The organism is Photorhabdus thracensis (assembly GCF_001010285.1).
Classification (GTDB): domain Bacteria; phylum Pseudomonadota; class Gammaproteobacteria; order Enterobacterales; family Enterobacteriaceae; genus Photorhabdus; species Photorhabdus temperata.
This window is the reverse complement of sequence record NZ_CP011104.1, coordinates 1459898-1481489: the sequence shown is the minus strand read 5'-3', so window position 1 is coordinate 1481489 and position 21592 is coordinate 1459898. Positions and strand designations below refer to the sequence as shown.

General features: G+C 41.4%; 21 protein-coding genes and 2 pseudogenes. 16 read left to right on the top strand and 7 right to left on the bottom strand.

What is annotated here, in order from left to right:
• Positions 1 to 207: 207 nt before the first annotated feature.
• Together VY86_RS05905 and VY86_RS05900 are read right to left on the bottom strand one after the other, a co-directional pair.
• Positions 208 to 510 carry a transcriptional regulator ProR gene (locus VY86_RS05905; protein WP_036779924.1) on the bottom strand — a complete coding sequence of 101 codons (303 nt, stop codon included), beginning with the start codon at positions 508 to 510 and terminating at the stop codon, positions 208 to 210.
• A pseudogene (locus tag VY86_RS05900) lies at positions 494 to 794 on the bottom strand (type II toxin-antitoxin system RelE/ParE family toxin). The gene VY86_RS05905 and the pseudogene VY86_RS05900 overlap by 17 nt, the downstream one beginning before the upstream one ends.
• 231 nt (positions 795 to 1025) lie before the next feature.
• Between VY86_RS05900 and VY86_RS05895 the strand changes: the two are divergent.
• The 11 genes from VY86_RS05895 (at position 1026) to waaB (ending at position 8688) form a co-directional block, all read left to right on the top strand.
• Positions 1026 to 1349 carry a type II toxin-antitoxin system RelE/ParE family toxin gene (locus tag VY86_RS05895; protein ID WP_046974275.1) on the top strand — a complete coding sequence of 108 codons (324 nt, stop codon included), beginning with the start codon at positions 1026 to 1028 and terminating at the stop codon, positions 1347 to 1349.
• Positions 1336 to 1617 (top strand): helix-turn-helix domain-containing protein, encoded by a 282-nt coding sequence (locus VY86_RS05890; RefSeq protein ID WP_012776543.1) that lies wholly within the window; start codon positions 1336 to 1338, stop codon positions 1615 to 1617. The genes VY86_RS05895 and VY86_RS05890 overlap by 14 nt, the downstream gene beginning before the upstream one ends.
• Positions 1618 to 1748: 131 nt before the next feature.
• A complete protein-coding gene (locus tag VY86_RS25690; protein WP_046974274.1) occupies positions 1749 to 1991 on the top strand; it encodes a hypothetical protein in 243 nt (80 codons plus the stop codon).
• Between the two features lie 66 nt (positions 1992 to 2057).
• Positions 2058 to 2144, top strand: a complete 87-nt coding sequence (locus tag VY86_RS25685) for a type II toxin-antitoxin system PemK/MazF family toxin (protein ID WP_228940222.1) — start codon at positions 2058 to 2060, stop codon at positions 2142 to 2144.
• A 576-nt stretch (positions 2145 to 2720) separates the two neighbouring features.
• The gene (locus VY86_RS05875; protein WP_046974272.1) at positions 2721 to 3599 is read left to right on the top strand and encodes a hypothetical protein; all 879 of its coding nucleotides are present in this window, start codon (positions 2721 to 2723) and stop codon (positions 3597 to 3599) included.
• 12 nt (positions 3600 to 3611) lie between these two features.
• The gene (locus VY86_RS05870) at positions 3612 to 4268 is read left to right on the top strand and encodes a hypothetical protein (protein ID WP_046974271.1); all 657 of its coding nucleotides are present in this window, start codon (positions 3612 to 3614) and stop codon (positions 4266 to 4268) included.
• Positions 4268 to 5428, top strand: coding sequence for an aminotransferase class V-fold PLP-dependent enzyme (locus tag VY86_RS05865; RefSeq protein ID WP_046974270.1), 1161 nt, complete (start codon positions 4268 to 4270; stop codon positions 5426 to 5428). The genes VY86_RS05870 and VY86_RS05865 overlap by 1 nt, the downstream gene beginning before the upstream one ends.
• Positions 5429 to 5439: 11 nt before the next feature.
• Positions 5440 to 6084, top strand: coding sequence for a nucleotidyl transferase family protein (locus tag VY86_RS05860; protein ID WP_046976738.1), 645 nt, complete (start codon positions 5440 to 5442; stop codon positions 6082 to 6084).
• The gene (locus VY86_RS05855; protein ID WP_046974269.1) at positions 6077 to 6823 is read left to right on the top strand and encodes a hypothetical protein; all 747 of its coding nucleotides are present in this window, start codon (positions 6077 to 6079) and stop codon (positions 6821 to 6823) included. Before VY86_RS05860 ends, VY86_RS05855 begins: the two co-directional genes overlap by 8 nt.
• 1 nt (position 6824) lies before the next feature.
• Positions 6825 to 7604 carry a PIG-L family deacetylase gene (locus VY86_RS05850; protein ID WP_046974268.1) on the top strand — a complete coding sequence of 260 codons (780 nt, stop codon included), beginning with the start codon at positions 6825 to 6827 and terminating at the stop codon, positions 7602 to 7604.
• 10 nt (positions 7605 to 7614) lie between these two features.
• On the top strand, positions 7615 to 8688 hold the full coding sequence (gene waaB, locus VY86_RS05845) for a lipopolysaccharide 1,6-galactosyltransferase (RefSeq protein WP_046974267.1): 1074 nt from the start codon (positions 7615 to 7617) through the stop codon (positions 8686 to 8688).
• Between the two features lie 83 nt (positions 8689 to 8771).
• Here waaB and VY86_RS05840 read toward each other — a convergent pair whose 3' ends face one another.
• The 4 genes from VY86_RS05840 to malK all read right to left on the bottom strand — a co-directional run bounded on the left by VY86_RS05840 (position 8772) and on the right by malK (position 13546).
• Complete coding sequence (locus VY86_RS05840; RefSeq protein ID WP_046973727.1) at positions 8772 to 9869, bottom strand: ISAs1-like element ISPlu18 family transposase; 1098 nt, start codon at positions 9867 to 9869, stop codon at positions 8772 to 8774.
• A gap of 204 nt (positions 9870 to 10073) precedes the next feature.
• Complete coding sequence (gene malM / locus VY86_RS05835; protein ID WP_046974266.1) at positions 10074 to 10991, bottom strand: maltose operon protein MalM; 918 nt, start codon at positions 10989 to 10991, stop codon at positions 10074 to 10076.
• A gap of 122 nt (positions 10992 to 11113) precedes the next feature.
• A complete protein-coding gene (locus VY86_RS05830; protein WP_046974265.1) occupies positions 11114 to 12400 on the bottom strand; it encodes a maltoporin in 1287 nt (428 codons plus the stop codon).
• A 36-nt stretch (positions 12401 to 12436) separates the two neighbouring features.
• Entirely contained in the window at positions 12437 to 13546 is a 1110-nt protein-coding gene (gene malK, locus VY86_RS05825; RefSeq protein ID WP_046974264.1) for a maltose/maltodextrin ABC transporter ATP-binding protein MalK, read from the bottom strand.
• Between the two features lie 382 nt (positions 13547 to 13928).
• Here malK and malE point away from each other — a divergent pair, with 382 nt between their 5' ends.
• The 5 genes and pseudogenes from malE to VY86_RS05800 form a co-directional block, all read left to right on the top strand.
• The gene (gene malE / locus VY86_RS05820; protein WP_046974263.1) at positions 13929 to 15128 is read left to right on the top strand and encodes a maltose/maltodextrin ABC transporter substrate-binding protein MalE; all 1200 of its coding nucleotides are present in this window, start codon (positions 13929 to 13931) and stop codon (positions 15126 to 15128) included.
• A 122-nt stretch (positions 15129 to 15250) separates the two neighbouring features.
• Positions 15251 to 16807 carry a maltose ABC transporter permease MalF gene (malF, locus tag VY86_RS05815; RefSeq protein WP_046974262.1) on the top strand — a complete coding sequence of 519 codons (1557 nt, stop codon included), beginning with the start codon at positions 15251 to 15253 and terminating at the stop codon, positions 16805 to 16807.
• Between the two features lie 12 nt (positions 16808 to 16819).
• Positions 16820 to 17710 (top strand): maltose ABC transporter permease MalG, encoded by an 891-nt coding sequence (malG, locus tag VY86_RS05810; RefSeq protein ID WP_046974261.1) that lies wholly within the window; start codon positions 16820 to 16822, stop codon positions 17708 to 17710.
• Positions 17711 to 17882: 172 nt separating this feature from the next.
• Positions 17883 to 18089, top strand: a complete 207-nt coding sequence (locus VY86_RS05805; RefSeq protein ID WP_046974260.1) for a hypothetical protein — start codon at positions 17883 to 17885, stop codon at positions 18087 to 18089.
• A 77-nt stretch (positions 18090 to 18166) separates the two neighbouring features.
• Positions 18167 to 18882 (top strand): annotated as a pseudogene (locus VY86_RS05800) (RNA-guided endonuclease InsQ/TnpB family protein); the annotation flags it as partial.
• Between the two features lie 177 nt (positions 18883 to 19059).
• Here VY86_RS05800 and VY86_RS05795 read toward each other — a convergent pair.
• Positions 19060 to 21075 (bottom strand): LTA synthase family protein, encoded by a 2016-nt coding sequence (locus tag VY86_RS05795; protein ID WP_046974259.1) that lies wholly within the window; start codon positions 21073 to 21075, stop codon positions 19060 to 19062.
• Positions 21076 to 21592 lie beyond the last annotated feature (517 nt).

Below are 21592 nucleotides of genomic sequence, written 5' to 3'. Positions count from 1 at the left end.
GCCAATTTTTTACTTGGCGCTCTGTTTTAATCGAGTTCCATTCACAAAATGGAACTTGCCTCCACGTTAAGAATCCTCTCCTCAAATTTTTCTTTCCGAAAAGAGTTAACTTGAAGACCTTGTTCTTTACAATCATCTGGCATGTAAAAAAGTCGATGCGGACATTGATCTTGAAGAGAGCCGCGAGGACTACCGGAGCGTTTGTGGTTAAACGGAAAATCCGTAGTGGGTACCGTCGGGTAACTCGATATCGAGACGCAGCTTGCTACCCGTTGCCTCAACGTAACGTTTGAGGGAAGACAGTTTCAAGTCGCGGCCAAGCTTCTCCATGTCAGAAACCGTGGGTTGCTTGATACCAAGAGCCAGAGCTATTTCGCCTTGGGTCTTCTGTACCCGCTCACGAAGTTCTGCCAGATGGATGTTTAGCAACATTTCTGTTGCCGCAGCTTGTGCATTGGCAACAACTTCGGGCTTTTCATTTGCTAATATTTGATCAAGAGTTCTTGCCATAGTGTTTATTCCTTTTTAACTTTTCCAGATGTGCCGTGAACTCACGGTCAGCAATCGGAATCATCGTTTCATAAAACCGTTTCTCGTTTCCGGCTTTGTTACCGGCGTAAAGCAAAATTCCTCTCCGCTTGGGGTCGAACGCAAAGAATGCTCGGAGCGGGTCGCCTTTGCTTTGGACACGTAATTCTTTCATTGTTGCTGTGGCATGAACCGTTCACAGTATCTGCGTATGGCCTGGGCAACATAGGGCCTCTTTCCCGAAGTGCTATTATTGAAGCTAGCATATTGGCCCTGTCGGTGTCATCCAAAGCATCGAACCATGCATCAAAGGTGTCCGTTGTCCGTCGTTTCGATAGTCCACATGACTATTCTTTACTCAATATAGGTCAAGTGCTATATAGATGGAAATCCATGGTCAAGAAATCTAGTCAGAAGTGACATTTCATTAAAATGCAATTTTCCTCTTGATGAAAATTATCCTTTGGGTTAATTTTTTGCATTAGGAGGAAATCAGAGTGTTTATAGTTAAATACCATGATGAGGCCGAACAAGAAATTAAGTCCTTGCCAGCAAAAGTAGGGGTAAAACTTGTAAGGTTGATTGGAAAGCTGGAAAAAGATCCTCGCTCACTACGTGAACCTGACACAAAACATTTGGGAAATGGTCTTTACGAAATTCGAACAATGGGGGGAGATATAGCACGCGGGTTATGGGTATATCAGACAGGAAAGCAAATATATATGCTGCGAGTTTATATAAAGAAGACACAAAAAATCGCCCAAAGTGAGATAACTTTAGCATTTCGCAGATTGGAGGAAATGAAACATGAAGAAATATAAGACACATTCAGAGATTCTGGCCGAAATGATGAAAGACTCTGAATTTAAAGCCGCTTACGAAGCTGAAGAACGTAAAGAAAGATTGCAAGAAACACTTGCAGAGTGGCGTAAGTTTGCTGGACTTACTCGCTCGCAAGTCGCGGAAAGAATGGGGGTTACGCCGCCAACGGTGACGAAAATGGAAAATAATGTAACAAAAGCTAGTATAGAAACATTAGTGCGCTATGCGCAAGCCTGTGGTATCCAGAACCCACAAATTACGTTGTAATTCTCTGTGCTACGGGGTTAGCATTACTAACCCTTCCTTTCATACTTTGACTCTATTAATGAAATTCTTGTAAAAGCAAGAGGTAAAATAATCGTGTGAATTAATTCCCCACCCATCTTGGAAAACTGAGTATGATCACACTTGATGAATTACTTGAAAAACGCAGCCCTGAAAGCCGCCGTAGGATTGCTAAGAAAGTTGATGAAATGAAACGGGAGATAGGGCTTTATCAGATCCGCGAGGCCCGTGCTGTTTCACAAACAGAGCTGACCCTGGAGTCACTGTTAGTTGGGAGCCCTAAAGAATGTTTCATGGTAACAGACGAGGGTAAAGAATGGATCGACGTTAATCCTGTTGGTAAGGAAGTAATTTGATGTACGTACCAGAGAAAAGGAGACATTGTTTCATTAGACTTTGATTCGAGCGTGGGAAAGGAAATCATGAAGTGCCGCCCTGCGTTCGTGATCTCTCGCAAGATGTTTAACGAACACACCGGATTTGCTATTGTGGCCCCAACCACCAGTTAACATCCAGTTCCCTCAGCAGGGTATCGACGAACTCAAAGCGGCGAAACTTGTCATTTCTGCCCAGTCAGACTTGTCAAGCATGAGAGCGACAGCCAATGACGTGGGAATCTTCGCATTCAGCAGGGTGGGGAATAGTCACAGGATAGTTGATCGTACAGTGATTCAAGCAGCGCTCATTCGCATCGGAATATACATTGATGATTAAGTATTCCATAAATTTGGTACCGGCAAAATCACCTTGGCTATGTAAGGGATATTATTCTGTATGCAGAAATAGCTCATCGTATTTAATTCAGGGGGCTAGTCAATATAATTATTTCATTTAAAGTCCCATCACATAGAATTTATGAAAGATTATTCTCTTTAAAGTCCCTATTTTTATCCGTATTCTTGCATGATTGATGAAGACTTAAATTTAATTTTTCAGGATAAATAATCTCGGTTTTTTCTGCTGTGGATATTTAAATTATGATACAGGTCATAAAATACAATATTTCATGATTCATATACTCGTAAATGAATATAAACTAAAAATGAGAAGCCATTGGCGCCAATATAAAATAATGGGGCAAAATAATGGAGAATGGAGTAAACCTGAATTATGAAGATATAACGGAAGAGAATTATATCTTAATAAATAATTTTTATAAGCGTGATATAGGGAGCTTGGATTATTTCATTTGGAAAAATATGAAAGAAAAGAAGTATAATCTTTCTAGTGAGATAAAAGCATTTTTTTATAAAAGAAACGATATATGCTTGTCAATTATTATAACAAGAAAGTGTGAATTCACTCTTAAACACAGACGAGTATCCATTAATATGCTTAGCGATTTTGGGATAGATGAAAGTATAAAATCACCAACTTTGATAATAGAAAGTGCCAAACAAACACATCGTAATGATGTAGATGCGACGGTTTGTTACTCAGATGAAAGAAAGATCAAATGTTATTCAAAAATTTTCGAAAAATACATCTGTAGTAGAGTGAACGTTTTTGATTTTACAGAAGTAGTAGTAGAAGAATGTACTAAAGTCAATGTAGACCTGAGAGATTTTAATGAAATAGATAATATTAATAAAATCAATTTCTTCGGCAGGAAAGTAAATAATAATTGGATCGCTTACGCAAAGCAGTGCCCTCGCTATAGAGATATTAAGTTATTAACTGTTGGAGAAGAAGTAGCGATATTAGGTTTTGATGATATTACTGTAGAAGTGATAGGTTTGTCAGGCACAGCTCCCCATATAATCATGTCTATAATTGATTCTTGTCTTGCTATTAGGGGGAAATGCAGAATAATCTTACCAAATCCTATTTATTCTGAACTACAAAGTAAACTGAGAAAACATAGTATTATAAATAAGTTTAGCATGATGATTGCCTGGCATACCGAAGAAGATTTCAATTTGTGTCATGAAGATATATTTATCAGTAGAATCGACAAACGATAAGAGGAGTTTAAAATGGGCTGTATTTTTTGCCACCCCGAATCTTCCTTTGCAAAAGATAAAATACTTTTACAAGGAAAATATTTCTATGCGTTCGTACCTAAAGGCCAGATAATTGAGGGCTATATAATAATTGCCATCAACAAATGTGATACTGATTTAGGGGGATACCGGTGCTTTGCAGAAATATACGATGATGAAGCAATAAAAGAACTGGAACAGTTTAAGAATATAATAAATGATTTTTATCGCGAATATTACAATATAAGTAATCCTCTTTGTTATGAAAATGGACGAGCTGGTGGTTGTATCGTCATGGATCCAAATCAAAGGTACTGTTATCATGCACATTTATGTTGTTTCCCTACTGAGATTGATCTTCATAATAAATTAAAGAATCAATTTAAAATGCATACAATAGACTCATTAGATGAACTGAAAATGTTCGGTGAGTCTGGCCCCTATATCTATGTTGAAGATAGTGGTAATAAATATATTTTTACGATAGGTGAATCAGATTTCATTGAGAGAGGAATGATAAGAACAGTATTGGCAAATAGTTTAAATATGCCAGAAAGGTCCGATTGGAGAGCTAATGAAGGAATAAAAGAGATGGATGCGACTGCTAAAAAATTCAAATTATATATTAATAATCATATGGAGATTGGATAATGTTATATGCAGATGCAGCTTCTACCTCATGGCCAAAGTCACAAGAAGTGAAAGACATAATAAATATGTATTTAGACACTCTTGGGGTAACTCCAGGGCGCTCTTTATCGCAACAATCTAAAAAGGTTACAGAACTCATGGAAGAGTGCCGATATGAATTAATCGAACAAGCAAAATTAAATGGTCATGGGACAGTCATTTTTAACTCAGGAGCAACGTACTCACTCAATGAATGTATAAAAGGTACTCTTAAGCCGGGTGATAATGTCATTACTACCCATTTAGAACATAATTCCGTACTTAGACCCATAAACCATTTAAAAGATATTGGGGTAAGTAGTCAATTGATCGATGTGACAGATGGTGAAATTGATATGTCGCATTTAGAGCTTTTATTAAGGAATAAGAAAACTAAGCTACTAGTCGTTCATAGTTGCTCGAATACTATTGGTACATTTTGTAATATAGATGAGGTAGGAAAACTGGCACATTTATACGGAGCAATGGTTTTAGTTGATGGTTCACAATCTTTTGGTTCACAATTAATTGATTTATCGAAAGGTAATATTGATTACCTTGTTTTTAGCGGGCACAAAAGCTTAGGAGGAGTATCAGGTATTGGGGGATATTTTATTCTTGATAATGGATTTTTTCATAATGAATTAATCCAGGGTGGGACAGGTGTATTATCAAGATTAACAACACAACCAGCTGGAATACCATACAAATATGAATCAGGAACACAAAACACTATTGGCATACTTTCATTGCTTGCGTCTATAAGACGTTTAAAAAAAATTGGGATAGAGAACATTCAAAATCAACTGCAAACTCTGCGAATAAGTCTTATAGATGAATTATCACAATTAAATAAAGTCAAGCTAATCTGTAAATATAACGTTGGCTTACCAATAATTCTTCTTACAGTGGAAGGTTATCATCCTGGAGAAGTCTCTTATATACTAGAAAACAAATACAATATTATTACACGTCCCGGATTACAATGCGCACCGTTAGCCCATAAAAAATTTGGCACTTATCCTGATGGTGCTGTTCGGGTTAGTCTTGATACGTCGCATACAACGGAAGATATTTTAAAAATAAAATTGGCTTTAGCTGAAATCACTGAGGAAAGTTATGAAGGAAGTACTTATAGTTAATGAGAATATATATGAATATGCCTAACAAGAATGAGCGTTATCTAATCGATTTAATTAATGGTAAATTGAATTATATACATATTGATAGAAACGGAGATTTTAATAATACAAAAATAGATTGGAAAAATTCTGTAATTTTATCTGGTTCTTTCAATCCACTTCATAAAGGACATGAAGAATTAAAAGAAATCGCTACAACGATGACTAAAAGAAAACCGTATTATGAACTGTCAATCAAGAATGCGGTAAAACTTACAATTTCAACCGATGAAATTTTCAAGAGGATAAGGCAATTCAAGGAAAAAGGTGATATCGTTTTAAGTGACGCTAAATTTTTTATTGAGAAATCATATATTTACCAAGGGGCAATTTTCGTAATTGGAGCTGATTTATGTCAAGAAATTAATAACCCTATTTATTATGGAGGTGAAGAAGGATTAAAAAAATCTCTTATGACAATTAAGAATAATGATTGTGGATTTCTTGTGGCTGGACGTTTTTTTAATAATAAATATCATGCAGTTGATGATTTGTTAAATATTAGAAGGGAACATCGTTTTTTATTTGAATCTATTCCAGAAAGTCTATTTCGCTTAGATATATCATCAACAGAAATAAGGTTAATGAATAAAGAAAAGGGTATGGATTATGAATAAAGAAAATAACAAAAATCTGCTGGATAATGAAGTTAATTTAAACTCAACATATTTAACCAAAGAGATTCAGAGAAGATTAAAACAAGCTTCATTTATATTTAATCCTGGCGATATAACTTTAAATTCTCAGCTAGATAGTTCACAAATTAAATTATTTTCTGAGATATGTGCGTTCTTGGAACAGGACGGTAATTTAGATATTCTTGCCTCTTGCATACACGATTTATGGTGTGCAAAATATTTAATCGATAATAGAACTGCTACGCAAGATTCAATAACAAAACTTGAAATTGAGTACAACTTACAAGTCAATTTTTTAAAACCTTATCAGGCATTCACAGAAAAAGAGAAGAAGTTTGAAAAAAGGTTAATCAAGAGTGACTTGAGTATTATATTGGAAGTGATGAAAAGTATTTATTTATACGATGACAATATTGCATCCGGCAATTTTAATTATGAGATGTTACTTTCTACAAACGATGCCATTTTTTCAGATTTAATGACAATATTAGGCCATAGTGACAGTATAATAAAAATTGCAGCAGAAAAAATTCATGCCAGTTGGTTTTATATAATGAAAGAATTTTATGCCGATGATGAAAGAGTCCAATCCAAAGAAAGGCTAAATACTAATAACTCAGATTTTATAAAAAACAGGGATGGGATACGCATTGATTTAGCCGCTATTTATATTGTACTCATGGAAATAAAATATAACAGCCTTTGCATGGAGATTTAAAATGATGTATTTATTTCTATCCCCCCATTTAGATGATGTGGCTTTAAGCGCTGGTGGTTTAATACATAAATTAGTTTCAGAAAATCAAAAGGTGGTTGTTTTAACATTTTTTACTGAATATGATAAAAATCTTACATCTCATTACTTACACTCTGCGCATAATGATAATATGAATTCATTTATAAAGTTTTATTCAAAGCGAGTTAATGAGGATATTGCTTTTTGCAATAAATTATCAGCGATTCCAATACATGGTAAAATTTTAGATTGCATTTACAGAACCGATCAATACGGTGAACCTATGTATAAAAATTCTGCCGTAATTTATAGTGGCCTAGTACATAAATCAGATTATGCATTCGATATGGCTCAAGATCTCATCGACAAAACATTGTTAAATTATCAACCTGATTATATATATGCTCCTTTGGGAATAGGTCGACATGTAGACCACATCATAATAAATAATCTTGTACATAGTATAAAAGGTTCACGTAAGTTAAAAATATTACTTTATGAAGATTTTCCCTATGTTTTAGGTGAATACCCTATTATTAATCCCGATGGTTTGGAACATGCTTTATTAAGAAATAATAAATTTGATAAGCGTGCCATATTGGTGGATATTGATTTAAAAGAAAAAATGCAAAACATCCTCTTTTATGAGTCTCAATTAGAACCTCTATTTGGAAATGAATCAAATCTTTTAATTTCATTGGGGAAATATCATCACTCTATTAATAAAACCAAAATCCAAGAACGTTTTTGGTTAATTCAGTAAAGGATTAATAATGAAAAATATATTTATAATATACCATGATCTTTTCTTGAATGGATATGGTGGGGTAGAAACGGTATGTTCAAATTTAATAAATTTGATAGACTGTGCCAATATTGGAATTAATTTCATATTTATATCCATAAATGAGATAAACAGAATTGAAAGTCGTGCTTGGTTATCCAATGCTCAGTATATCTCTTTAACGTCAAGTAGTGATAAATCTCACCAAGATATTGCGTGTGAATTATCCTTGATATTAGAAAAATTTCGCCCGGATATTTTAATCAGTTTGGACACAACATCCTGTAATATTACTCGACTTTCCTGTGAAAGAATTAATTTCCCGGCAAAAATTTATTCTTGGCTGCATACCTCCATTAGGAATCCTACCCCACAGAAAATTAAAGATTTATGCTGTGCCGACGAGCACCTTGTAATCAGTTCTGGTTTACGAGATCAAATGTTATCCTTTGGGATAAAAATAGAGAAGCTTCATCTTATTTTCAATCCTATCAAAATGAATTCCTTTATAATCCCTCAACCAAAACACATAGCTAGATTTTTATATGTTGGAAGAATTCTTGCCTATAAGTCAAAAAATTTAACTGAATTATTTTTAGCGCTTTCTCAATTACATGGTCATTGGAAATTACATATGGTAGGTTCTGGTGATGATGAGGGTTATTTAAAAGAATTATCTTCACAACTCAATATAAATAACAATATTATTTGGCACGGTTGGAAAGATCAGCCTTGGGAATTTGTAATGAGTAGCATAAAAGAAGTATCAGCTTTTATTTTAACATCAAAGTATGAAGGTTTTGGTATGGTATTAGCTGAAGCAATATCTTATGGTATCTATTGTATAAGTTCAGATTGTAAGTGTGGCCCGAATGATATTATCAACGATTTAAATGGCGAACTTTATAAATCAGGTAGTATTTTTGAGTTGTCTAAAAAATTACAACTCATTATTGATGAATATAAAATAAGAGATCATTACGCAATAAAAAATTCTATTGCCTTTCTTTATGAAGATAATTTCCTGTTAAGAATAACTAAAGCTTTATCCCTCCACCGATAAGTATCTCCGGTCGTAAAATATTATGAGAGTTAAACTTGATGCCCTCCTATTCGGACAGGGCGGGATTCCACTTTGTATTTAATTTAATCAAAGATAAGTTGACTACGGAATTCCCCTGACCAAATGGCTCTTCGACGTTTAGCCGCCTGACTGTCTTTTATACTGGTATTCTGTTTAATCACATTTAATGCAATTCGGTTAAAAAGCGCCATTTGTGCAGCCCCATCAGGATCTTTGAGTGAGATAGCATCTTCTCGAAAAGTGACATCTAATACCCAATGCAGCTCGTTTTCCACCGACCAGTGCCTTCTTATTGCCTTAGCCACGATTTCCGCCTCCAACGGTAGCGAGCTGACATACCAGCGTGAATCACGATGGGGAGGCTGACCTTTTACGCTTCGTTCACTGACTACTTCAATAACACTTTGTATTGAAGGCCATTGCCGCCGAAGGACCTCCGGCAATACGGCACGAATTTGCATGACATGCCGAAATTCTGTCCGTCCATGACCGCTATTTTTCTGCGTAAAGTCAACAAGCTCATCACTCTCATAATGCGAAGCAAAATACGATTTGACCCATTCATGGAGGGTCTTTTGATTGCCTTTGAGACCGACAATAAAATCACCGCCGCGCTGAGTAATTAACGCAAGGGTTTCTTTCTGGCAATGCAGGGCATCCATAGTGACAATCGCGCCATCAAGCGCCAGTAATTCAATCAATTGTCTGGCAACCGGACCTTCCTGACCTTTGCTTTCGGCTGCCTGATGGTATAGGGCTACACCGGATTCAACATCATAAGCACTGACCACATGCAGGGCTTCAAATAATGTCCCCTTACAGGTTCCTCTCAGGGTTTTTCCATCAATGGCGATAAGACTTTTTCCTGCCCTGACCCGACGCTGGTTGATCCAGGCATAAAAGGCTTCAACCAGTGCATCTTGCTCTATCATTTTGATAATATTAGCAATACAGTGACGACGGGGAATACCGTGAGTAAAATGCGTGTATTGTTTAAGCCACTCGCTCTGTAACTCCCCAAATTCCTGAATCGATTTCCAGCCAGAAGCGCCGCATAATACAGCGGAGAAGGCTAAAAAAATCACATCCATTAGCTCATGTTTTTTATTGATGTCAGAACGGGGGTCTTCTATCTTGCTGATAAAATTAAAAATACTCATTATTAGGATCGCTTTTTTATGGAAGAGAGAGATCTTAACGTTTTAATGAGAGAAATGCCTATAAAAAGTCATATTCTGATTTTTATTTAACCAAAATAACCTTATTAAAAATGTGAGATCTCACCCTGCCTATTCGGAGAGCATTTGTTTTGCATTAAACAAACTAATAGTGCATTTACCCTATAGCCAACATAGGTAAATGGTTTATCTCTTGTTTTTGATACTGTTAATAAACGTTTCTCGTGCAGTTGAAGATCCCAGGCGTTCTGCTTCATCAAGCAGATTCAGCGCCTTATCAATATTGCCATTATTAATTTCTTTTTTAATTGCATCACTGAAATAGCGTTCGGTGTCACTCAGGACTGGTTTAGTTTTCAGTGGCGTGTGCTGTGTTGCGGTAGCTTGTGTTGACCCTACAACGACTGGCTCCGGTGCCGGGCCTGATAAGACTTGACCAATAGTGATGTTGCCGGCGTTTTGTTCCGATTTCACTTTCAGCTTCAACGTGCCGGTTTCTGTATGGCGGGCAACGGGATCTGGAATGGCAGGAACGGCGTTGCCGACTCCTTGAGCATAAGCTTTGGCTGGATCAATCATTTGTGTCGATTTTTGCAAATCGGTACGAGTGGTGTAAACCAGTACATAAATTTGCTGCTGCCCCAATGCTGGCGTCAGCTTTAATGTGCCTTCCAACCGATCTGTGGACATAACCCCTGGACGTTCATACGGAAAATAGTCACTTGGATAAAATGCAGCGGGGCGTAATCCCTGATCAAGCACCAGAACATTCGGTGCGTAAACTTGTTTATCTTGTACTAAACTGCTCAACATAATATCCAGTGAGCCCCGGTTTGCCGGAATTGCGAACGCAGCTATCGGCCCTTGGATATTTCCTTCATTAAGGTGCTGGGATGTGGCATTAAGGATAATGGTCTGTGTACCGCTGGTGCTAATCGGCTGCCAGTTTAGTTTTTGCAGTGCTGCTGTTGAGAGGGAAGGTGCAACAATATCCTGAATCGTGGTTGCCTTAGTTGTTGTAGTGATAGGTGTTGCGTAGCTTATCAGAGGAGCTGTGCTACAAAGTAAGGCACTGAGACAAAATGAGATAAGTTTGGTTTTCATTTCTTACCCTTGTTCGGTTGAAAAAAAGAGACTGATATCCACGGGCAAAAGGCATATCAGTCCAAGGCGCTAAAAGTGGCTAAATAATCCGGTTGATTTAAAACCAGCAGTTTTTAATGGCATTACCACCAGGCTTCGAATTGTGCACCAAAGGTGAATTCATCATCGTTGCCACGGCTGAATTTATGTGTTGCTGTATCGCTGTAAGCCATGCCATCGATGTAGCCGTCGTTTTTATTCGCATTACCCCATTTTTCATCCCATTTGGCATAGGTGACGAACAGACGGATAGCTGGACGGGACCAAATGCTGTCACCAGCCTGCCATTGTTGGGCTAGGGTGATTTTGTATTGATCGTTAGTGTCACTGGTACGCTGGGATTTGACATTATCATAGCCAATGTCCATCAGGGTACTCATTGTTGGTGTCCATTTGTACATTGGACGTACACCAACGGTATACCATGTGTTGCCGTTGTTGTTATCACGGTCAGTATCTTGATACATCGCCACGTACATGAGATCCCATTTTTCCGCGAGATTAATCGCACCGTGATTCAGGATACGTAGCATATGACCATCATTGTTTACGCTGGCGCCTTCAGAGCGACCACTATTGGAGGAGGTCATGGAATCTGTCGCGTACTGTACGACAAATTTGTTGAAGCCTCCGAACATGCTTTGAGTATGTTCTGCGGTAAACATGAAACCATCTTTGGACGCGTTTCGGTCAAGGTGGTAGCCATCCCGTGCATTGGCACGGCCATAGTCAAAACCAAGTTCCAGACTACCGCCTGGGTTAACTTCTAAGCCGGACAGACGCATGTCGTAGACATCGTTAGAAGTAGAAATTTCATGGCTCCGGCCGGCAATCCAGCCATGGGAACCGCCAGACTCGGTGTTACGGGTGACGGCCAAAGAGAGTTTGCTAAAGCCCAGATCGATATCTTGCATACCCGCACCTGGGCCTGAGATATCCCAGTAATAAAAGTCGATCATATGCACGTCGTGGCGCTGGTAGAAGCGTTTACCGGCCCATAGCGTTGAACCTGGTAACCAGTCGATAATGTTCTTCGCTTGGACATTCACTTCACGGAAAGCGGGATTGGTGGATTCCCAATCTTTCTCTTGCGCTACAGAATAGGCTACGTTGGTATCGAGGTAGAAGCTCTTATCGCCGTCTTTCCATAGCTCCTGACCCAATTTAAGTTCAGCATAGGTTTCACATTCATTACCTAAACGATATTTGCTCTGCGCACCGGTGCTTTGGAAACACTGTTGCTCGCCACCGCTGCCGGCCCAGCCAATACCGGAACGGGCATAGCCGTGGAATTCTACGGCTGATGCCTGCATGGACAGTAATCCAGCCATAACCGTTAATGATAAAGGTAATATACGCATTGATTTCATCAATTATTCTCCTGTTGTTTTTTAATTGGCTCAGGCTCAAACACCGGGTTCTTTATGCAAACGCTGGCATGCTGTTCCATCTTCCCGGAATAAATGGCAGCGGTGGGGAGGTAATCCGATGGTGAAGGAGGCCCCTTCTTCCACGAGCACAACATCAGGCTGGCGATAAACCAGATTTTGACGAATAGCCGGGATTTCAATGTGAACCTGGGTTTCATTTCCCAGTTGTTCAACAACCTGAACTATGCCTTCCAGCGTGACATCTGCGATATCACTCGGAAGGAGGTGTTCTGGGCGTATTCCCAGAGATACATTGCTGCCTACTTTTACCCCTTGGCTTTCTACGGGCAACCAGATTTGCTGGCGATTGGGCAGGGTAATTTGCACTTGATCGACGGCGATGGCTGTTACTTTAACCGGCAGGAAATTCATTTTGGGTGAGCCAATAAAGCTGGCAACAAAACGATTAACGGGATAGTGGTAAAGCTCAAGTGGTTTGCCTATCTGGGCAACATCCCCGCCATCCAGCACCACGATTCTGTCGGCCAGCGTCATTGCTTCAACCTGATCGTGGGTGACATAAATCATCGTACGTTGCAGGCGTTTGTGCAGGCGTGAAATTTCAATGCGCATTTGGACGCGCAGTGCAGCGTCCAGATTGGAAAGTGGTTCATCCAATAGAAAAACATTTGGTTCAGCGACCAGAGTACGGCCAATGGCGACACGCTGGCGCTGCCCACCTGATAGTGCTTTGGGGCGGCGATCAAGCAGATGAGCGAGTTGAAGCATCTCTGCAACTTGCTTCACGCGCTGCTGAATGTCACTTTTTTTGGCACCGGCCAGCTTCATACCAAACGACATATTGTCTGCAACAGACAGGTGGGGGTACAGTGCATAGGACTGAAAAACCATCCCAACGCCACGTTTGGCGGGTGGTACATCGTTTATACGTATATTGTTGATCAGCAAATCACCAGAAGTAATATCTTCCAGACCTGCAATCATCCTTAATAGTGTCGATTTTCCACATCCTGATGGACCGACAAAAACCACGAATTCTCCTTCCTGTATCTCAAGGTTGATGTTCTTAGAAATAATAGTTTCACCATAAGCCTTAGATACATTACGTAGTGTGACGCTCGACATGTGTTCTCCCGGACTATCACCGCAATCTACGGTGAAAAACGATAAGCCAGAGTGTGTTTAAGATAGTGGGTGAGTAAATCCTCCATGCCCAAGTTTTTTATGGGGGAGGAGTCAGGAGGATGAGATAAGAGTTGTCGAGGCGGTTAGGTATGAGCTGCTGGATAAAGTGTGATCTTTACCACAAAAAAAGATGCTTCTTTTTGTGGTCAACAACACGGTTCCTCTGTTTTTGTAATGCAGATCACACCCATCTCAATTGGGGAGTAGAGCGGGGGAGGATGAGTATTTTTATTGTCGGTTGCACACTAGCTTCACACTCTCCGCCAATGTAACAAAACAGTTCACCCTGAACCTATTCAAACTATAAGTAAAGGACGGAATGATGACAAAAACAAACTTGAAAATGGGCGCCCGTACCCTGGCGCTTTCTGTTTTAGCCACTCTTGTGCTTTCTGCCTCTGCTTTGGCAAAAATTGAGGAAGGTAAGCTAGTTATCTGGATCAACGGCGACAAAGGCTACAACGGCCTGGCGCAAGTCGGTGAGAAATTTGAAAAAGATACAGGTGTCAATGTGACTGTTGAACATCCGGACAAGCTTGCAGAGAAATATTCGCAGGTTGCAGCAACCGGTGATGGGCCAGATATTATTTTTTGGGCTCATGACCGCTTTGGGGGTTATGCACAGTCTGGTCTGGTGGCGGAAATTACGCCGGATCAAAACTTTAAGGACAAACTGTTTCCGTTCACTTGGGATGCTGTGCGCTACGACGGTAAATTGGTGGGTTATCCTATTGCGGTTGAAGCCCTCTCCCTTATTTACAATAAAGACCTTGTGAAGACACCGCCCAAAACTTGGGAAGAGATCCCTGCTCTGGATAAGGAACTGAAGAGTAAGGGCAAAAGCGCCATTATGTTTAATTTGCAAGAGCCTTATTTCTCCTGGCCGCTGATTGCTGCTGATGGAGGATATGCTTTCAAAATGGAAAATGGCGCATATGATGCCAAGAACGTCGGGGTTAATAATGCGGGTTCTAAAGCAGGGCTGAATTTTATTATCGATTTGGTAAAAAATAAGCATTTGAATGCGGATACCGACTATTCCATTGCCGAAGCGGCGTTCAACAAAGGTGAAACGGCTATGACCATTAATGGCCCGTGGTCGTGGGCCAACATCGACAAGGGCAGGATAAATTACGGCGTGACGTTGTTGCCGACGTTTAAAGGTCATCCGTCCAAGCCGTTTGTCGGCGTATTGACGGCAGGTATTAATGCCGCTAGCCCGAATAAAGAGCTGGCGAAGGAGTTCTTGGAAAACTATTTGCTGACCAACGATGGTCTGGCAATGGTGAATAAGGATAAACCGCTGGGAGCCGTGGCGCTGAAATCCTATCACGATATTCTGGCTAAGGACCCGCGTATTTCTGCCACGATGGAAAATGCTCAAACAGGTGAAATCATGCCGAACATCTCGCAAATGAGCAGCTTTTGGTATGCCATGCGTAACGCTGTTGTTAATGCGTTGACCGGCCGTCAGACTATTGATGCCGCACTGAGTGACGCAGAAGCCCGTATGACCAAGTAGCCTGTAGACACCCTTTTCTGAAGGGTGTCTCTTTCCCGTAACGACTAAGGATGTTACTTGCGGAAGGTTGCTCAAACTATCAGCAAAGCTGTTACAGTCGTAGTAAAAGGAATAAGAGCATTATGTCAGCGACGCTCAAAAAAACATCATGGTGGCAGTATTCTGCTCTGAAATGGCTTGCAGTGAGCCTGTGTATACTCTTTACCGGTTATCTGGTGGTATTGATGTACTCACAGGGAGAGTATCTGTTCGCAATGCTGACGTTGGTATTGTTGGGTACCGGAATTTATGTTTTCGCCAACCGCAATACTTATGCCTGGCGCTATGCCTATCCGGGCATCGCGGGAATGGGGCTGTTTGTGCTGTTTCCGCTCATTTGCACCATTGCCATTGCCTTTACCAACTATAGCAGTACTAATCAACTGACTTTTGAACGTGCGCAATCTGTCCTGATGAGCCGTCAGTATCAGTCAGGGCAAACATTCACTTTCAGGCTCTATCCAAAATCTGATCTATGGGTTCTGGCATTGGATGCGCCGGGCCAGACTAAGCAACTGGTATCAGCGCCGTTTTCTCTGTCAGTAACGGAAGAAACGACTTTACGTTTGTATGAACAGGATACCGCTCAGAGCGGTGAAGCGGCGACATTGCGCGTTATTACCCAGAATCGACAAGCGCTGAATCAGTTGGTTGCTGTTTTACCGGATGGTCAGTTGCTGAGAATGAGTTCGCTTCGTCAATTCTCTGGTGTACATCCTCAATACTCTCTTGGGGATGATGGCGAGACTCTTACTAACAATCAAACAGGCACGCTTTACCGTCCTAATACCGATACCGGTTTCTATCAGTCTGTTAATGCTGAGGGACAATGGGGAAATGAGACGTTAACGCCGGGATTTACTGTTTCCATTGGCTGGAAAAATTTCCTGCGTGTGATACAGGATGAAGGTATTCAGAAGCCGTTTCTCTCTATTTTTGTTTGGACGGTTGTGTTTGCTCTGTTCACTGTGGTGTTGACTGTTGCTGTCGGCATGGTTCTGGCCTGTGTCGTGCAGTGGGAAGCACTAAAAGGCCGGGCTGTTTATCGCGTGTTGTTAATCTTGCCGTATGCCGTGCCATCGTTTATTTCTATTTTGATTTTCAAGGGCTTATTTAACCAGAGTTTTGGCGAGATTAACTTGTTGCTCAACGGTTTGTTCGGTCTTAAGCCCGCCTGGTTTACCGATCCGACATTGGCGCGAACTATGCTGATTGTGGTAAATACCTGGTTGGGGTATCCCTATATGATGATTCTCTGCATGGGGTTGTTGAAGGCAATACCGGATGATCTGTATGAGGCATCGGCGATGGATGGTGCCGGTCCGTTTCAGAACTTTTTTAAGATTACCTTCCCGTTACTGATTAAACCGTTGATGCCGCTGATGATTGCCAGTTTCGCTTTTAACTTCAACAACTTTGTTCTTATTCAGTTGTTGACTTATGGCCGGCCGGATCATATTGGCACTACGACGCCGGCGGGCTATACCGATTTACTGGTGAGCTATACCTATCGTATTGCTTTCGAAGGGGGTGGTGGTCAGGATTTTGGCCTAGCTGCGGCGATTGCCACTGTTATCTTTTTGCTGGTTGGCGCACTGGCTATTATTAATCTAAAAACCACCCGCATTAAATTTGACTAAGGAGGGAATGCAATGGCGATGGTTCAATCCAAATCGCAGAAATGGCGTTTGTTGGCGACACATGTGTTGATGTTAACCTTTATTGCCATAATTTTGTTCCCGATGCTGATGGTTATTACTATCTCCCTTAGGCCGGGGAATTTTGCCACTGGTAGTTTGATCCCGGAAAGTATCTCTTGGGAGCACTGGAAATTGTCGCTCGGCTTTAGTGTGGTATCACCGGATGGGCGCGTCACTCCGCCACCTTTCCCGGTTATGCTATGGCTTTGGAACTCTGTTAAGGTTGCCTTTATTACCGCTGTAGGTATCGTTACGTTATCAACCACCTGCGCTTATGCTTTTGCCCGTATGCGTTTTCGCGGTAAAAGTACTTTGCTGAAAGGCATGCTGATTTTTCAGATGTTTCCGGCGGTTCTTTCCTTAGTGGCGTTATATGCCTTGTTTGACCGGTTGGGGGAGTACTTACCGTTTATGGGCCTCAATACCCACGGCGGCGTTATCTTTGCCTATCTGGGTGGCATTGCGTTGCATGTCTGGACGATTAAAGGTTATTTCGAAACCATTGACGGCTCTCTGGAAGAGGCTGCTGCGCTTGATGGCGCGACACCGTGGCAGGCCTTTCGTATGGTCTTGTTACCGCTCTCCGTACCGATTCTGGCCGTAGTGTTCATTCTTTCTTTCATTGGTGTGATTACGGAAGTGCCTGTTGCCTCACTGCTGTTGCGGGATGTGAACAATTACACTCTGGCTGTGGGTATGCAGCAGTACCTTAATCCACAGAACTATCTTTGGGGTGATTTTGCCGCCGCCGCTGTGCTTTCTGCGCTCCCTATAACCATTGTCTTCCTGGTTGCCCAGCGTTGGTTGGTCAGTGGTTTGACAGCGGGAGGAGTAAAAGGCTGATTATGGTAATTATATAATGCAATGTCAGATCGTGGAATCAAATATTAAACGATAACGTTGATATTGAGATGTATGTAATATGTGGTTTATATGTGTTTTATATATAAACCACATAATAAGATGGTTCGACTGCAACTCAAAAAAGAGTATGTATCATTGTCTGGAGTGTATAGTGAATAATATTTACATAAAAACTCCCTCCGAAGTAGATTTGATGAGGCAATCGGGTAAGCTACTTGCACAATTTTTTGAGATGCTTAATCTATTTATTAAACTTGGAGTTACCACGATGGATATTAATGATAAGGCTGAGGACTTTATTATTAATATCTTAGCAAAAACCTCCGTAAACCCTTGCCCAGTGCGGGCGGGGGTATAAGGCGAAAAGCCCAAAGGGCTTTAAGGCGGGCTACTGCGACGTATCCTGACTGAATTGATATCTGCCGGTAAAACAGGAATCCGAAGTTGCGCGCCCAATTTCCCACGTTCAAACGCAAACAGGGCAAGCGATCGAGCTATCACTGTGTTGGGGTGAAAGTGCTGGAGGGTGCGGTGAAGCTCCCGAAATTGTCACCGATAAAGGCGCGCATACACCGAGAAATTGAAGGGGAAGTGAAGAGCATTACGCTGTTCCGAACCGCCACGGGAAAATATTTCGCCGCTATCGCAAACAAAAGGGCAGTGCTAACCGCGGGAAGGCCCGATTACGTCTGGCGGCAGTCCATGAGCGGGTAGCCAATGCCCGCGCCGATTTTCAACACAAACTCTCTCGGACAATGGTTGACGAAAACCAAGCGCTCATTGTTGAGACACTAAAATCGGCCAACATGATGAAGAATCACCGCATTGCCCGTGCTATCGGGGATGCGGGCTGGCATGGTTTCATCAAGAAACGGGAATACAAAGCCGCAGCAGCGGGCGTCCATCTGGTCAAACGGGATCGGTGGTTCGGCAGTTCGAAAACCTGTCATTGCTGCGGTCACAAAATGCCGGAAATGCCGCTGCATAAGCGGCTCTGGCAATGCCCTTTCTGTCGAGTCGAACATGATCGCGATATCAATGCGGCGCTCAACATCCAGCGCAAGGGCATAACAGCATTACAGGCGGCGGGACTCGTCGTTTCTGCCCACGGAGGCCAGTGTAAATCCGTCATAAAGACGGTTGCGGCCTGAGAAGTGGGAAGCCTCGCCGTTTTTTACGGCGGGGAGCAGTCACTTACAAATAATGGGTATGAAGTTCTCACACTGAGAAATGAGGAGTAGCTGTTGTTACCCCCCTGTCTGATACGAGCCGTTCTTTGTAAATCCCTTTAATTTGGGGGTATTAAAGGGAATTCACAGAAATATCAGTTACTGCTGGTGGTGAACCTGACGGTTTAACTGCCATGACAGTAAATCAGTAAATACCTGCCAGCGATGAAACTGTTTAGTCTGCTCTGCTGTCATTGGCTGTGGTTCACCTAATAGTAATCCCGTTTGGTTTGCCCATGGTCGAAATTCACCTTTGCCGATCATGATATAGGCACCTTGCGGTGTAATAGTCACTTCTGGGTTATATCCCTGACACCAGATAGGGTCCAGATGTTCAGTCAGCAAATTACAGCCGGTACGGTAATAAGTCGTATTTGATAGGCTTAAATGATAGAGAGTTGGCCAGATATCTTTATGGCTGCCGACTCTGGTCGCATCAAAAGTCGTGTTATAGCGATAATCAGGCGGCACGTAGAGATAAAGTGGTACGCCGTGACCAATTGCCAGTTCATGGGCATCTGGATAACTGATGCCCCGCATATTATGGTCACCGGTTGCTGCAATAATAGTATGGGAAGCCAGTGACTGAGATTTTACCCAACTGATAAACTGCCCCAACTGATCGTTGGTATAACGCAGAGTATGGAAGACCTCCTGTAACTCATCACCGCTAGCCAGACGGCTTAGGCGTTGTTTCTCTGCATCGTTTAGCTTAATGTTGGTTTTCTGATAGCCTTGTGGTGACTTATACGGTGGGTGATGGGTAGTGGACAACGACAGAATCAGAACATGTTCTCTGTTCTTCTCTGCCTGAGCCAGGCGTTCTTCAATATAATGGAACATAAACTCATCAGGTACACCCCAAGTACCGAATTTTGCTTCCGGGTAGCGTTTTTTCAGCCCATTCTGATCGATAAATTCACTGACGCCCAGATTTGGTAGGAACTGATTCAAGTTACGCCATGCTCCGTTACCTGATGTGACGAAGATAATCTTGTAACCATTCGCCAGATAGGGTTTAAACATATTGCTGGTGAAATCGAGATTTTGGGCAGTGGACTGGCTGATTGCGCTGTTTGGGCTACGGACCAGGAAGCGGCTCAAACTGTCGATGGTGCCATCCCCTTCAGAAACAAAACGTTCAAAACGCCAGTCGTTTTGCCAGTGCTGGCGTAGGGCACCAAAAACATCAAGGTTTGGGCGATCCAGACTTTGCAGGTGATAGCCCATGCTCTCCATCACGTTAAATATTACATGGGGTGGTTTTTTCTGAGCGACAGGATTATCGGCGGTTTTAGCCATAAACGGCGACAGGCTAGCCGGCGTTGGATTATCCAGAAATTGGCTTAATAGCGTGCTACCTTGTTCATCTGTTGCCTCTGGGAAGTAGCTGTTTTTGTAATGATCATTAAAGGCCCAGTTCAATGCCATTGGACCGTTAGGCGTCAGCATATTAAGTATTTTAACTTCTGAAACTTGTGTATTGGACTGACGCAGTGGAAAGGTCCCTATGGAGCCGCGCATTCCAACGAAGCAGACAGCCAAAATAGCCAGCGTCACTACAACAGAAACCGGCAGGTTGGTTTTGCGCGCTGTACGTAAGGTAAGGCGGCGTTGCCAGCGGAGACAAAGCCAGAAAACAAAAGCGGTGAACAGAACTAAACAGAGCAAACCACGGATAATGGGATAGTCACTCCACAGGGTATGCAATACGGCTTTCGTATCGTCTTCCACTAAACCGAAAATGAAAATATCGATCGACCGTTCATAAGTGGCATAGTAATAAACATTGGCTACAGTTAAAGCCCCAACCAGTGTATTGAGTATTGCAGCCAGCCACGGATAGAAACGCTGCCATATGCTGAAACTGTTTTTGTTAATGGCAAATAAGCCCGCAATCAGCAGACAGGGAACAAATAGCAGACTGGCAATACGGATATCAAACAGCCCGCCAATCCAGAACATTCGTTCTACATCTTGAATGGCGTCAGCAAGGAGCTGGTGACTGCCATAAGTGAGGAGAAGATAGATTCTTCCCGCCATTTGTATTGATACAGCCAGCAGCCAGGGAAGTAAAAGAGCGATAAAAGCCTGTTTAAATCTGGGAAACCACATAATGCCTTCTTAAATTAGAATGGATTAGTAAGATTAATTTGGTATTTTATGGGTAAGGATCCTAGCTTATTCAGTAAATGATTGCCTATCTTATGTTAGATTATTTTATTAGACATTTTTTGCAGTAAACAGCAGATCTGACCAAGGTCCAGATAAAATTGATTGAGAAAGGATGGCTTAGACTATAAGCCATCCTTTAGGTTGCTGACAAAACCATTTTAAAAATAGGTATTTTCGCATCATCAAGAATTTCAGATAGCGTGTTGTCGCCTGATTAGTTTTCTCTTGTCTAATAACGGCTTATTGCATCAACGATGATAAAAGGTCTGGCAGATTAATCAGCCAGAAAAGTGATAACGGTTGGACAGGTATTTAAGCGTTAACAGAGCGCGAAAATGGTTTAGAAAGTAACGATATGAATTGATTTTAGCGTTAAATCACATTAAAGGCATAAAAAGAGGCATAGTTTAAATCAAATCGCAGACGAAACTGATTGAAGCAGTGTAAATTAAGTTTA

What these genes read in the sequence shown, in the direction of transcription:
- VY86_RS05870 (WP_046974271.1), top strand. Translation starts at nt 3,612, where the DNA reads ATGGGCTGTATTTTTTGCCACCCCGAATCTTCCTTTGCAAAAGATAAA.
- VY86_RS05840 (WP_046973727.1), bottom strand. Translation starts at nt 9,869, where the DNA reads ATGAGTATTTTTAATTTTATCAGCAAGATAGAAGACCCCCGTTCTGAC.
- VY86_RS05860 (WP_046976738.1), top strand. Translation starts at nt 5,440, where the DNA reads ATGAATATGCCTAACAAGAATGAGCGTTATCTAATCGATTTAATTAAT.
- malM (WP_046974266.1), bottom strand. Translation starts at nt 10,991, where the DNA reads ATGAAAACCAAACTTATCTCATTTTGTCTCAGTGCCTTACTTTGTAGC.
- VY86_RS05850 (WP_046974268.1), top strand. Translation starts at nt 6,825, where the DNA reads ATGATGTATTTATTTCTATCCCCCCATTTAGATGATGTGGCTTTAAGC.
- VY86_RS05905 (WP_036779924.1), bottom strand. Translation starts at nt 510, where the DNA reads ATGGCAAGAACTCTTGATCAAATATTAGCAAATGAAAAGCCCGAAGTT.
- malG (WP_046974261.1), top strand. Translation starts at nt 16,820, where the DNA reads ATGGCGATGGTTCAATCCAAATCGCAGAAATGGCGTTTGTTGGCGACA.
- malK (WP_046974264.1), bottom strand. Translation starts at nt 13,546, where the DNA reads ATGTCGAGCGTCACACTACGTAATGTATCTAAGGCTTATGGTGAAACT.
- VY86_RS05875 (WP_046974272.1), top strand. Translation starts at nt 2,721, where the DNA reads ATGGAGAATGGAGTAAACCTGAATTATGAAGATATAACGGAAGAGAAT.
- VY86_RS25690 (WP_046974274.1), top strand. Translation starts at nt 1,749, where the DNA reads ATGATCACACTTGATGAATTACTTGAAAAACGCAGCCCTGAAAGCCGC.
- malE (WP_046974263.1), top strand. Translation starts at nt 13,929, where the DNA reads ATGACAAAAACAAACTTGAAAATGGGCGCCCGTACCCTGGCGCTTTCT.
- VY86_RS05865 (WP_046974270.1), top strand. Translation starts at nt 4,268, where the DNA reads ATGTTATATGCAGATGCAGCTTCTACCTCATGGCCAAAGTCACAAGAA.
- waaB (WP_046974267.1), top strand. Translation starts at nt 7,615, where the DNA reads ATGAAAAATATATTTATAATATACCATGATCTTTTCTTGAATGGATAT.
- VY86_RS05795 (WP_046974259.1), bottom strand. Translation starts at nt 21,075, where the DNA reads ATGTGGTTTCCCAGATTTAAACAGGCTTTTATCGCTCTTTTACTTCCC.
- VY86_RS25685 (WP_228940222.1), top strand. Translation starts at nt 2,058, where the DNA reads ATGAAGTGCCGCCCTGCGTTCGTGATCTCTCGCAAGATGTTTAACGAA.
- malF (WP_046974262.1), top strand. Translation starts at nt 15,251, where the DNA reads ATGTCAGCGACGCTCAAAAAAACATCATGGTGGCAGTATTCTGCTCTG.
- VY86_RS05890 (WP_012776543.1), top strand. Translation starts at nt 1,336, where the DNA reads ATGAAGAAATATAAGACACATTCAGAGATTCTGGCCGAAATGATGAAA.
- VY86_RS05855 (WP_046974269.1), top strand. Translation starts at nt 6,077, where the DNA reads ATGAATAAAGAAAATAACAAAAATCTGCTGGATAATGAAGTTAATTTA.
- VY86_RS05830 (WP_046974265.1), bottom strand. Translation starts at nt 12,400, where the DNA reads ATGAAATCAATGCGTATATTACCTTTATCATTAACGGTTATGGCTGGA.